The following is an 11,452-nucleotide window of genomic DNA, read 5'->3' on the forward strand; positions in this document are numbered from 1 at the left end:
CGCTGTGCCAACGCTTCGGCGAAGCGGGCGATGAGGCCACACTTTTCACCGGCGAGGAGTGGCTCGACACCGCCGGCGCAGCGGGCGTCGACGCCGCACCGCTGGACGGGCTGGTGGCCACCGACGAAGACGTCGACGCGGGCGCCAGAATCCACCGCCGGGCGGCGCGGATGGCGCAACTCAACGTGCCCGCGCTGCGCGACCTGGCGCCCGACCTGGTGGTGTCCGACGTCATCACCGCGGGCGGCGGCATGGCCGCCGAGCTGCTGGGAATCCCGTGGATCGAGCTCAACCCGCACCCGCTGTACCTGCCGTCGAAGGGACTGCCGCCGATAGGAAGCGGGCTGGCACCGGGCACAGGTGTCCGAGGTCGGCTGCGGGACACCACGATGCGCGCACTCACCGCGCGGTCCTGGCGGGCGGGTTTGCGGCAGCGCGCCGCGGTGCGGACCGAGATCGGGCTACCCGCCCGCGACCCCGGACCGCTGCGACGGCTGATCGCGACCCTGCCCGCCCTCGAGGTTCCGCGGCCGGACTGGCCGGCCGAGGCCGTGATGGTGGGCCCGCTGCACTTCGAGCCGACCGACCACGTGCTGGAAATCCCCGCGGGCTCCGGCCCGGTGGTGGTGGTGGCGCCGTCGACGGCGGCCACCGGGACCCAGGGGTTGGCGGAAATCGCGCTGGCGCAGCTGAAGCCGGGGGACACGCTGCCGGCCGGGTCGCGGCTGGTGGTCTCGCGGCTGGGCGGGGCCGAGCTGGCGGTGCCGCCGTGGGCGGTCGTCGGGCTGGGCAGCCAGGCCGAGTTGCTGACGCGCGCCGACGTGGTGATCTGCGGCGGCGGCCACGGAATGGTCGCCAAGACACTGCTGGCCGGGGTGCCGCTGGTGGCGGTGCCCGGCGGCGGGGATCAGTGGGAGATCGCCAACCGGGTGGTCCGGCAGGGGAGCGGGCGGCTGATTCGGCCGTTGACCCCCGGTGCGTTGGTGGCCGCGGTGAATGAGGTGCTGTCGTCGCCCGAACACCGGCGGGCAGCGCGAACGGCGGCGGCCGGCGCCGCCGACGTCGCCGATCCGGTGCGCGTGTGCCGCGAAGCGCTTGCTTTAGCCGGATAGCGCGCTGGGTATGTTGGCTGACGTGCGGCTGACGGAATTCCACGAGCGGGTTGTCCTGCGATTCGGCTCCACATACGGCTCATCGGTGCTGGTGGACCACGTGCTGACCGGCTTTGACGGCCGTACCGCAGCCCAGGCGATCGAGGCGGGCGCCGAGCCCCGCGACGTGTGGCGGGCGTTGTGTGTCGACTTCGACGTGCCCCGTGAGCAATGGTGACCGGTTATTCGTGCGGCGGTACCCGGTCGAATACGCAGTCGCCGCACAGCGATTGCGCGGGCAGGCGGTAGAAGAGGCAGCAGCTGCGACGCCGGAAGCCCAGGGGAGTTCGGGTGATGACGCCGGAGCCGGCCATCATGCCGGTGTGCAGTAGTTCGTGGGTCATCTCGACGATCCGGTGACGCAGGTCGGGCCGCGCCGCGAGAAACGCGCGGGAAGCTCCGACGAGTGCGGATGCCACGTTGCCCGCCAGCAGGGCCGGCGCCAGCTTGACGCGCAGGCCGGCGGCGAGCGGTTGCATGTGGTCCCTCACGACGACGCGGTACAGCACGTCGGCCGAGGGCGCAGTGACGGCCTCTCCGACGGGTTCGGGCAACCGCAGTTGCGCCCCGTCGTCGGCGCGTTGCAGGTCTTGCAGGTGTGGGACGACGCCGTGGGCCAGCGCGCAGGCGAGCACGGGGGACCACAGCCGGGTGGCGTGGCCGAGATGCACCAGCGAGGCGCCGACCCGCAGGTCCGTCGAACGGTAATTCCGGACGGTGGCCTCGATCAGGTCGGCGCAGCCGTTCGCATAGGACTGCCCGACCGGATGCCACCCGGCGGCGTCACCGCCCACGGATAGCGCGAAAAACCCGTTGTAGGAGGATATTTCGGCCAGCTCGCCGGAGATGTCCACGCATGCCTCCCCGGGGCTTTGTGCGGCCCGTCGGCGCCCATTCGGTAGCCGATGTTGCCACACGCCCGGCGTGTCTCCCTTGAATCGAACAGGTGTTCGGCTACGGTGGGGGGCGTTCGGAGATGAGGACTTGTCGGTGGCCGTCTCTAGTGTCTCGGCCAACCGACCGATACCGGTCAGAAGAACACACCGACCATAGGAGAGGCATCATGGCGCAAGCCCCCGATCGTGAGAAGGCCCTCGAGCTGGCGATGGCCCAGATCGAGAAGAGTTACGGCAAAGGCTCGGTGATGCGTCTCGGCGACGAGATCCGCCAGCCGATCTCGGTCATTCCCACCGGATCCATCGCACTGGACGTGGCCCTGGGTATCGGCGGCCTGCCGCGCGGGCGGGTCGTGGAGATCTACGGTCCCGAATCCTCCGGTAAGACCACCGTCGCGCTGCACGCGGTGGCCAACGCGCAGGCCGCGGGCGGCGTCGCGGCGTTCATCGACGCCGAGCACGCGCTGGACCCGGATTACGCCAAAAAGCTCGGCGTCGACACCGATTCCCTGCTGGTCAGCCAGCCGGACACCGGTGAGCAGGCCTTGGAGATCGCCGACATGCTGATCCGCTCCGGTGCGCTGGACATCCTCGTCATCGACTCGGTGGCCGCACTGGTGCCACGCGCGGAGCTCGAGGGTGAGATGGGGGACAGCCACGTCGGGCTGCAGGCCCGGCTGATGAGCCAGGCGCTGCGGAAAATGACCGGCGCGCTGAACAATTCGGGAACCACGGCGATCTTCATCAACCAGCTCCGCGAAAAGATCGGGGTGATGTTCGGCAGCCCGGAAACCACCACGGGTGGAAAGGCTTTGAAGTTCTACGCGTCGGTGCGCATGGACGTGCGCCGAATCGAGACGCTCAAGGACGGCACCAACGCGGTCGGCAACCGGACCCGGGTCAAGGTCGTGAAGAACAAGGTGTCGCCGCCCTTCAAGCAGGCCGAGTTCGACATCCTCTACGGCAGGGGCATCAGCCGGGAAGGCTCGCTGATCGACATGGGTGTGGATCAGGGCTTCATCCGCAAGTCCGGATCCTGGTTCACCTACGAGGGCGAGCAGCTCGGCCAGGGCAAGGAGAATGTCCGCACCTTCCTGATGGAGAACGGCGACATAGCCAACGAGATCGAGAAGAAGATCAAGGAAAAGCTCGGCATTGGTGCGGTCGTGACCGATGATGACGTCCTGCCCACCCCCGTCGATTTCTGAGCCGTCCCGCGAAGAGCAGGCGCGGGCGCTGTGCCTGCGCCTGCTTACCGCGAGGTCGCGCACCCGGGCCGAGTTGCACGGGCAGCTGGCCAAACGCGGCTACCCCGAAGACGTCAGCGCTTGCGTTCTCGATCGCCTGACTGCCGTCGGCCTGGTCGACGACGCCGACTTCGCCGAACAGTGGGTGCAGTCCCGGCACACCCGAGCGGGAAAGAGCAGGCGCGCCTTAGCCGCCGAGCTGCACACCAAGGGTGTCGACAACGACGTGATCACCACGGCGCTGGCCGGAATCGACGCCGGCGCCGAGCGAGACCGGGCCGAAGAACTGGTGCGGGCCAAGCTGCGCCGGGAGACGCTGAACGACGAGGCGCGAGTGACTCGCAGGCTGGTGGGGATGCTGGCGCGCAGGGGATACAGCCAGAACCTGGCATGCGAGGTCGTCTTCGCGGAGCTGGCCGCCGAGCGGGAGCGACGGCGGGTCTAGCCGCATCCGCCACGTACCATGGCCCCGTGACTTCGATGGTGGCCCAGGGCGCCGCGGCTTCGGCGGCGGTGTCTGCGCGCACCTATCAAGTCCGCACCTACGGCTGCCAGATGAACGTGCATGACTCGGAGCGGTTGGCGGGCCTGCTGGAAGCGGCCGGCTATCAGCGGGCGCCCGACGGCGCCGACGCCGACGTAGTGGTGTTCAACACCTGCGCGGTGCGCGAAAACGCCGACAACAAGCTGTACGGCAACATCAGCCACCTGGCTCCGCGCAAACGCGACAACCCCGACTTCCAGATCGCGGTCGGGGGATGCCTGGCCCAGAAGGACCGGGACGCGCTGCTGAGCAAGGCGCCGTGGGTCGACGTCGTCTTCGGCACGCACAACATCGGATCGCTGCCCACGCTGCTCGAGCGGGCCAGGCACAACAAAGTCGCGCAGGTGGAGATCGTCGAGGCGCTGCAGGAATTTCCGTCGTCGCTGCCCAGCGCACGCGAATCAGCTTATGCCGCTTGGGTTTCCATCTCGGTCGGATGCAACAACAGCTGCACCTTCTGCATCGTTCCGTCGTTGCGCGGCAAGGAGGTCGACCGCAATCCCGCCGACATCCTGGCCGAGGTGCGGTCGCTGGTCGACGACGGCGTCCTCGAGGTGACGCTGCTGGGCCAGAACGTCAACGCCTACGGGGTCTCCTTCGCCGACCCCGCGCAGCCGCGTGATCGTGGCGCGTTCGCCAAACTGCTGCGCGAATGCGGACTGATCGACGGGCTGGAACGAGTCCGCTTCACCTCCCCGCACCCGGCCGAATTCACCGACGACGTCATCGAGGCCATGGCGCAGACACCGAATGTCTGCCCCGCGCTGCACATGCCGCTGCAGTCGGGGTCCGACCGGATGCTGCGGGCGATGCGGCGCTCCTACCGCGCCGAGCGCTACCTGGGCATCATCGACCGGGTCCGGGCGGCGATGCCGCATGCGGCCATCACCACCGACCTGATCGTCGGGTTTCCCGGTGAGACCGAAGAGGACTTCGCGGCGACGCTGGACGTGGTGCGACAGGCGCGGTTCGCCGCCGCGTTCACGTTCCAGTACTCCAAGCGGCCCGGCACACCCGCAGCTGAACTCGACGGCCAGCTGCCGAAAGCCGTTGTGCAGGAACGCTATATGCGATTGCTCGAGGTGCAAGAGGAGATCTCGCTGGACGGCAACCGGGCGCTGATCGGGCAGACCGTCGAATTGCTGGTCGCCGCGGGCGAGGGACGCAAGGACACCCGCACCGCGCGGATGACGGGACGCGCGCGCGACGGTCGGCTGGTGCACTTCGCCGCGACCGATCAGGTGCGGCCCGGCGACGTCGTCACGACTGCGATCACCCAGGCCGCACCGCATCACCTCGTCGCCGACGGGGGTGTGCTGAGCCACCGCCGCACGCGGGCAGGCGACGCGCACTCGGCCGGACAACGCCCGCGCGGCATCGGCCTCGGCCTGCCGACCGTCGGACCGCCTACGGCGCCGGCCGAACCCCTTGGATGTGGCCGTTGATGAAGGAAGAGCACACCGACATCGACGCCCTGCGCACCGAGATCGAAGCCGCGGAACGACGAGTGGCACGCGGAATCGACCCCGGCCCACGGGCTTTCGTGGTCTCGATCCTGGTGTTCTTGCTGCTCGCCTCGTTCATCCTGCCGCACACCGGCCACGTGCGAGGTTGGGATGTGCTGTTCAGCAGCCACGGCGCGGGCGCCGCCGCGGTGGCGCTGCCGTCGCGGGTGTTCGCCTGGCTGGCACTGGTCTTCGGTGTCGGATTCTCGATGCTGGCGCTGTTGACGCGACGGTGGGCGCTGGCCTGGGTCGCGTTGGCCGGTTCGGCGATCGCCGACGCGGCCGGGCTGCTGGCCATCTGGTCGCGGCAGACCGTGGCCGTCGGCCATCCCGGTCCCGGTGTGGGACTGATCGCGGCTTGGATCACGGTCATCGTGTTGACGTATCAATGGGCCCGCATCGTGTGGTCGCGCACCATCGTGCAGCTCGCCGCCGAGCAGCAGCGGCGCCGAGTTGCGGGAGAGCAGCAGTCGAAGACGCTGCTGGACAGCCTGAACACCCCGACCGAGCCGGACAACCTGGAGAGCCCGCCTCCGGCGGACCCCGAAGAGGGCCGTTAGTTTCTGCGGGTGAGCGCCTGAGCGGCTGCTTCCGCCCACTGGCGCCACTGCTCGGCGTTTGCCTTGGCCTCTTCGGCTTCCTTGGTCCGCCCCGCCGCCGCCGCCTTCTGCGCCTGCTGCTCGTACTGCTCGGCTCGCGTGCGGAATTGCTCGGCCCGCGCCTGCGCCTGCGGGTCCGCCCATCCGGCGTCGCCGGCGTCGCGCACCTTCTTTTCGACCGCCCGCAACCGCCGTTCCAGCTCGGCGGAGCGCTCGCGAGGCACCTTGCCTATCGCGTCCCACTTGTCGGCGATCGAGCGCATCGCCGCCCGGGCCGCGTCGTGGTTGCTGGTGTCCAGCTTCTCCGCCTCGGCCAGCAGCGCCTCCTTGGCGCTGGCGTTGGCCCGGAACTCCGCGTCCTTCTCCGCTGTCACTGCGTTGCGCGCCGTGAAGAACACGTCTTGGGCGGCTTTGAAGCGGCGCCACAACGCGTCGTCGACGTCCTTGGCCGCGCGCCCCGCGGCCTTCCACTCGGTGAGCAGCTTGCGGAACTCCGCGCTGGTGGTGGTCCACTCCGTCGAGTCGGACAATTCCTCGGCGCGCTCGCAGAGCGCTTCCTTCGCCTGGCGGACCCCCACGCGCTCGCGGTCCAGCTCGGCGAAATGCGATCCGCGTCGCCGATTGAAGCTTTCCCGGGCCGCCGAATAGCGCTTCCACAACGCGTCGTCGACCTTGCGGTCCAGGCCGCTGATCGTCTTCCACTCATCGAGGATGGTGCGCAACCGGTCGCCGGCGGCCTTCCATTGCGTGGAGTTGGCGGCAAGATCCTCGGCCTCGGCGGCCAGCGCCTCCTTGCGGGCGGTCTGGGCGGCCCGGTGTTCCTCGCGGTGGGAGCGTTCCGCGGTGACGGTGGCCTCGGCCTGCTCGACCAGGCTGTTCAGCCGGCCCGCGAGGGCGTCGATGTCACCGAGGACGGCCGCCGTCGACAGCGTGCCGACCAGCTCGGAAGCGTGGGCTCTGATTTTGCGGGCGTCGCCGGTCCCGGCCGCGAGCCGCTCCTCCATGAGCGTGACCTCGGTGCTCAGGTCGTCGAAGCGCCGGCCGAAGTGGGCGAATGCGGCTTCGCGATCGCCGGCCTGCCAGGACCCGACGATGCGTTCGCCGGCGGAACTGATCAGCCAGACCGTGCCGTCGTCATCCACCCGCCCGAACTGGTGCGGGTTGCTGGGCGGGGGAGCGACGACCGGGTGGACGGTCGGTCGCGCCGCCGGCCGGGGGCCTGGACGTGGTCCGGGCCGCGGCCCCGGCCGTGCTGCCGGTTGAGCTGATTCGTTGCTGTGGGGCTCGTCAGTCATGCGCTCGTCACTACCCTTTCGCAACCCTTCCACGCGGGTCCGTGCCCCGCGCACCTGCCGCGCGTAGCGGCACCGTCCGACTGCAGCTGCCCCGAAGTTCCGCCAGGTCGTTTCGAACAGCTGCTTAACAGTATTCAAGCAGCTTGCCGTGTCGCGCACTGCACCTTCGTCGTGGCGACCTCGCGAGGCGCCGCGCGGCGAACCCCGCAGCCCCGATGCGGGCAGGTACCGTCGAGCTATTGCGGCACGGCACAAGGTTTCTCGAACGGGAGGTCACCATCGCCAAGGTAGACATCGCGGCGCTCCTGGCTCTCGTCGCTGCGCTGATGTCGGGTGTCGGCGACGTCATCCGGCAACAGTCGGCACAGGAGATCACCGATCAAAAAGTCGGCCACCTCGAGCTGCTGCGAATGTCCCTGCGCGATGTGAAGTGGTGGCTGGGCGGAATCGCGGCCGTGGGAAGTTTCGCGCTGCAGGCCGTGGCGCTGGCGTTGGGCTCCGTCGTGTTGGTGCAGGCATTGCAGGTGACTGCGCTGCTGTTCGCTTTGCCCGTGTACGCGTGGCTGACCCGCAAGGGTTTGACCCGCTGGGAGTGGGTCTGGGCGCTGTTGCTGGCCGGTGCGGTGGCGGTCTTCGTCGAGGTCGGCGAGCCGGCCGCCGGCTGCCAGCGGGCGTCGCCGCACGCCTGGGCCGTGGTCGCCATGGTGATCGGTCCGGCGATGGTGCTGTGCGTGCTGGGCGCGCGCCTGTGGTCGGGCCCGGTCTGCGCGGTGCTGCTGGCGTTGGTGTCGGCGTCGTCGTGGGCGCTGTTCGCGGTACTCACCAAGGCCATCGTGGACGTGTTGCCCGACGGAGTGGGGGCGCTGCTGCGCGCCCCCGAACTCTATGGCTGGGTGTCGGTCGCGGTGGTCGGGACGATCTTTCAGCAGTCGGCGTTCCGGGCCAGCGCGCTCACCGCGTCGCTGCCGACGATGACGGTGGCCGAGCCACTGGTGGCGTCGTCTCTGGGAGTCGTCGTCCTCGGTGAGACGCTGCACACCGACGGCCCGAAGGTGATCGCGTTGGTGGCCGCGGTCGTGGTGGTGGTCGTGGCCACCACCGGTCTGGCGCGCGGGGAAGCCGCTTCGATGAACGACCAGGGCAACGGCCCGGACGGCGCGGCGCAGGATGCGGAGACGCTGGTTCCGTCGAGCGCGACGGGCGAGGCATAGCAGCGGTTTCGAGTTCTCCTGTCGCCCTCTTAAAGGCGTCACAGCTGTTACATAGCTTACGGAACTAATAATCAAGGGGCTACCTGGTCGAATGACCGACGCAGTGACCAACGTCATCGATTTGTAGCTGAACTGTTCGCAAATTTTGCGTGTATTTGTTCAGAGCCCGGGGAAAGCTGGATCGTCGGGACAAACGCTAGAGGGGGTCACTTATGTCGAAAGTTGATGTTGCAGCGTTGATTGCGCTTTGCGCGGCGCTCGCATCCGCGATCGGCGATGTGATCCGCCAGCGCTCCGCGCAGGAGATCACGGACAAGGACGTCGGCCACCTGGAGCTTTTCCGCATGTCGTTGCGGGACACCCGGTGGTGGTTGGGCGGCGTCGCGGCGATCGTCAACTACAGCCTGCAGGCCGCGGCCCTCGCTTGGGGATCGGTGGTGTTGGTCACGGCGCTGCAGGTGACGGCGCTGCTGTTCGCCCTGCCCATCTACGCGCGGCTGACCAAGCGCTCGGTGACGCGCTTCGAGTGGATCTGGGCGCTCGTACTCGCCGGCGCCCTGGCCGTGCTGATCATCATTGGTGACCCGGCCTCGGGCCAGGAGCGGGCCTCGGTCGCGACGTGGGCCGTCGTGGCCGCGTTCGTGATCCCCGTTCTGGTGGCGTGTGTGCTGGCCGCGCGGATCTACTCCGGCAGGCCCTTCGCGGCCGTGCTGCTGGCGGTGGTGGCGGGATCGTCGCTGGCTTTGTTCGCGGTGCTGACCAAGGGGATCGTCGAGGTCAGCGAGGGCGGCGCCGGGGCGGTGCTGGGTGCGCCGGAGTTCATCCCCTGGCTGCTTCTGGCGCTGACCGGGATGGTCTTTCAGCAGTCCGCGTTCCGTGCGGGCGCGCTGACCGCCTCGATGCCGACGATGACCGTGGCGAAGCCCGTCGTGGCCGGTCTGCTCGGCGTCTTCGTGCTCGGTGAGTCGTTGAACGCCAGCGGACCCAGGGCCTTCGTGCTGCTGACGGCGGTGGCCGTGGTCATCGTCGCGACAATTGCACTGGCCCGCGGGGAGGCGGCCACGATGGTCGCCGAGGCCGGAACCGACGGGGCGTTCAGGCCGCTGCTCGATGACGAGGTCGACGCTTTCGGGCAGGCCGTGGGCGCGGCAGGCGGCGCGCGGTGGAGTTCGTCGCGCGCATATTGATCGGGGCGCGGACTCCCGCACCGGCCGAGACGTTAATTTAGGTGGCGTGCTCAGCGCCATTGCGATCGTTCCGTCGGCGCCGGTGCTCGTTCCCGAGCTTGCCGGAGCGGCGGCCGCGGAGGTGTCCGACCTGACCGCGGCGGTGCTGGCGGCGGCCGCTCTGCTTCCAGCCCGCTGGGTGGCCATCGGGACCGGTCCAAACGACGACGTGCTGGGTCCGCAGACCGTGGGCACCTTCGCGGGCTACGGGGCGGACGTGCGAGTTCGGCTCTCGCCGGGAGATACCGACGTCGCCGCCGCCGAACTTCCGGTGTGCGCGTTGCTGGCCGGCTGGGTGCGTGGCCGGGCATCCCCGGATGCCACCGCGCGGGTTCGTGTGTACCGCGCCGACCACGACGCCGACACGGCGCTGACCCTGGGCCGGCAGCTGCGCGCCGAGATCGATGGGCACGCCGAACCGACCGGCGTGCTGGTCGTGGCCGACGGCGCGAACACCCTGACGCCGGCCGCCCCCGGCGGCTACCACCCGGCCAACGCCGACGCACAACAGGCCCTGGATGACGCACTGGCAAGCGGCGACGTCGCCGCCCTTTCCGGGCTCCCGCACCAGATCCTGGGGCGGGTCGCCTTTCAGGTGCTGGCCGGCCTGGCCGCGCCGGCGCCGCGGTCGGCCAAGGAGCTGTACCGCGGGGCACCCTACGGCGTCGGCTACTTCGCCGGCGCCTGGCAGCCGTGACGGTCGCCGTGCGCCCGCTGGCGATCATCGGCCCGACCGGCACCGGCAAGTCGCAACTCGCCCTCGACGTCGCGGAGCGACTCGGCGCGGAGATCGTCAACGCGGACGCGATGCAGCTCTATCGCGGCATGGACATCGGCACCGCCAAGCTGCCCGTCGAACAGCGCCGCGGCATCCCGCATCACCAACTCGACGTGCTCGACGTCACCGCTACCGCGACCGTCGCGAACTATCAGCGCGCCGCCTCGGCCGACATCGAGGCGGTCACGGCCCGCGGCGTGGTGCCGATCATCGTGGGCGGCTCCATGCTCTACATCCAGTCGTTGCTCGACGACTGGTCGTTTCCCGCCACCGATCCCGCGGTGCGGGCTCGCTGGGAGCAACGGCTGGCCGAGGTCGGGGTGAGTCGGCTGCACGCCGAGCTGGCCAGCCTTGACCCCGCCGCGGCCGCGGCCATCCTGCCCACCGACGCCCGGCGCACGGTGCGCGCGCTGGAAGTCGTCGAGCTGACCGGCCAGCCGTTCGCCGCGTCGGCGCCACACATCGGAACCCCGAGGTGGAACACCGCCATTGTCGGGTTGGACTGCGACACAACGGTTCTCGACGAGCGACTGGCCCGGCGCACCGACGCCATGTTCGCCAACGGCCTGGTGGAAGAGGTGATCGCGCTGTGCGACGTCGGCCTGCGCGAAGGGGTCACCGCCGCGCGCGCCCTGGGCTACGCGCAAGTGCTTGCGGCCCTGGACGCCGGCGGGGGACCGGACGCGGTCGACGACGCGCGCGAACAGACCTTCGTCGGCACCCGGCGCTACGTGCGACGGCAGCGGTCCTGGTTTCGGCGCGACCACCGCGTGCGGTGGCTGGACGTTTCCGGCGATCGCCTCGTCGACGCGGCCGTCCAGGCGTGGCGGCAAGTACCCTGAACAGGTGATCTTCCCATGATCTTCTCGAAGGGCCACGGCACCGAGAACGACTTCGTGGTGCTGCCCGACCCGCAGGTCGAGCTGAGCCTGGGCGCCGCTCGGGTGGCCGCGTTGTGCGACCGGCGGCGCGGGCTGGGGGCCGACGGGGTGTTGCGGGT

At 69.7% G+C, this 11,452-nt stretch carries 12 protein-coding genes and 1 pseudogene; 11 read left to right on the forward strand and 2 right to left on the reverse strand.

The features are described from left to right. Positions 1-2 precede the first annotated feature (2 nt). Both JOZ00_RS12660 and JOZ00_RS12665 read left to right on the forward strand, forming a co-directional pair. The gene (locus JOZ00_RS12660; RefSeq protein WP_293344298.1) at positions 3-1,112 is read left to right on the forward strand and encodes a glycosyltransferase; all 1,110 of its coding nucleotides are present in this window, start codon (positions 3-5) and stop codon (positions 1,110-1,112) included. 10 nt (positions 1,113-1,122) lie between these two features. Next, positions 1,123-1,329, forward strand: a complete 207-nt coding sequence (locus JOZ00_RS12665; RefSeq protein WP_293344299.1) for a DUF3046 domain-containing protein — start codon at positions 1,123-1,125, stop codon at positions 1,327-1,329. 4 nt (positions 1,330-1,333) lie between these two features. Here JOZ00_RS12665 and JOZ00_RS12670 read toward each other — a convergent pair whose 3' ends face one another. After that, positions 1,334-2,005 carry a (2Fe-2S)-binding protein gene (locus tag JOZ00_RS12670; RefSeq protein WP_293344300.1) on the reverse strand — a complete coding sequence of 224 codons (672 nt, stop codon included), beginning with the start codon at positions 2,003-2,005 and terminating at the stop codon, positions 1,334-1,336. 209 nt (positions 2,006-2,214) lie between these two features. Between JOZ00_RS12670 and recA the strand changes: the two genes are divergently transcribed. The 4 genes from recA to JOZ00_RS12690 are packed head-to-tail and all read left to right on the forward strand — an operon-like array spanning position 2,215 to position 5,903. Further along, on the forward strand, positions 2,215-3,255 hold the full coding sequence (recA, locus tag JOZ00_RS12675; RefSeq protein WP_293344301.1) for a recombinase RecA: 1,041 nt from the start codon (positions 2,215-2,217) through the stop codon (positions 3,253-3,255). After that, positions 3,221-3,739 carry a recombination regulator RecX gene (gene recX, locus JOZ00_RS12680; RefSeq protein WP_293344302.1) on the forward strand — a complete coding sequence of 173 codons (519 nt, stop codon included), beginning with the start codon at positions 3,221-3,223 and terminating at the stop codon, positions 3,737-3,739. The genes recA and recX overlap by 35 nt, the downstream gene beginning before the upstream one ends. A gap of 35 nt (positions 3,740-3,774) precedes the next feature. Further along, a complete protein-coding gene (miaB, locus tag JOZ00_RS12685; RefSeq protein ID WP_293344307.1) occupies positions 3,775-5,283 on the forward strand; it encodes a tRNA (N6-isopentenyl adenosine(37)-C2)-methylthiotransferase MiaB in 1,509 nt (502 codons plus the stop codon). Beyond that, positions 5,283-5,903: a hypothetical protein gene (locus JOZ00_RS12690; protein WP_293344303.1), complete on the forward strand. Its 621-nt coding sequence runs from the start codon at positions 5,283-5,285 to the stop codon at positions 5,901-5,903. The genes miaB and JOZ00_RS12690 overlap by 1 nt, the downstream gene beginning before the upstream one ends. Here the strand turns inward: JOZ00_RS12690 and JOZ00_RS12695 are convergent. Further along, complete coding sequence (locus JOZ00_RS12695) at positions 5,900-7,237, reverse strand: DUF349 domain-containing protein (protein ID WP_293344304.1); 1,338 nt, start codon at positions 7,235-7,237, stop codon at positions 5,900-5,902. The two genes, JOZ00_RS12690 and JOZ00_RS12695, sit on opposite strands and share 4 nt — an antisense overlap. 278 nt (positions 7,238-7,515) lie before the next feature. Between JOZ00_RS12695 and JOZ00_RS12700 the strand changes: the two genes are divergently transcribed. The 5 genes and pseudogenes from JOZ00_RS12700 to JOZ00_RS12720 all read left to right on the forward strand — a co-directional run. Beyond that, positions 7,516-8,448, forward strand: a complete 933-nt coding sequence (locus tag JOZ00_RS12700) for a DMT family transporter (protein WP_293344308.1) — start codon at positions 7,516-7,518, stop codon at positions 8,446-8,448. 212 nt (positions 8,449-8,660) lie between these two features. Then, positions 8,661-9,635, forward strand: coding sequence for a DMT family transporter (locus JOZ00_RS12705; protein ID WP_293344305.1), 975 nt, complete (start codon positions 8,661-8,663; stop codon positions 9,633-9,635). Between the two features lie 46 nt (positions 9,636-9,681). After that, positions 9,682-10,371 carry a hypothetical protein gene (locus tag JOZ00_RS12710; protein ID WP_293344306.1) on the forward strand — a complete coding sequence of 230 codons (690 nt, stop codon included), beginning with the start codon at positions 9,682-9,684 and terminating at the stop codon, positions 10,369-10,371. A gap of 8 nt (positions 10,372-10,379) precedes the next feature. Continuing rightward, a complete protein-coding gene (gene miaA / locus JOZ00_RS12715) occupies positions 10,380-11,294 on the forward strand; it encodes a tRNA (adenosine(37)-N6)-dimethylallyltransferase MiaA (protein WP_293344309.1) in 915 nt (304 codons plus the stop codon). A 15-nt stretch (positions 11,295-11,309) separates the two neighbouring features. Continuing rightward, a pseudogene (locus tag JOZ00_RS12720) lies at positions 11,310-11,452 on the forward strand (diaminopimelate epimerase); the annotation flags it as partial.

This window comes from Mycobacterium sp., from assembly GCF_019243155.1.
GTDB lineage: Bacteria > Actinomycetota > Actinomycetes > Mycobacteriales > Mycobacteriaceae > Mycobacterium.

Coding starts and splice junctions, on each gene's coding strand:
- JOZ00_RS12665 (WP_293344299.1), top strand. CDS start 1,123: ATGTTGGCTGACGTGCGGCTGACGGAATTCCACGAGCGGGTTGTCCTG.
- recA (WP_293344301.1), top strand. CDS start 2,215: ATGGCGCAAGCCCCCGATCGTGAGAAGGCCCTCGAGCTGGCGATGGCC.
- recX (WP_293344302.1), top strand. CDS start 3,221: ATGATGACGTCCTGCCCACCCCCGTCGATTTCTGAGCCGTCCCGCGAA.
- miaB (WP_293344307.1), top strand. CDS start 3,775: ATGGTGGCCCAGGGCGCCGCGGCTTCGGCGGCGGTGTCTGCGCGCACC.
- JOZ00_RS12690 (WP_293344303.1), top strand. CDS start 5,283: ATGAAGGAAGAGCACACCGACATCGACGCCCTGCGCACCGAGATCGAA.
- JOZ00_RS12695 (WP_293344304.1), bottom strand. CDS start 7,237: ATGACTGACGAGCCCCACAGCAACGAATCAGCTCAACCGGCAGCACGG.
- JOZ00_RS12705 (WP_293344305.1), top strand. CDS start 8,661: ATGTCGAAAGTTGATGTTGCAGCGTTGATTGCGCTTTGCGCGGCGCTC.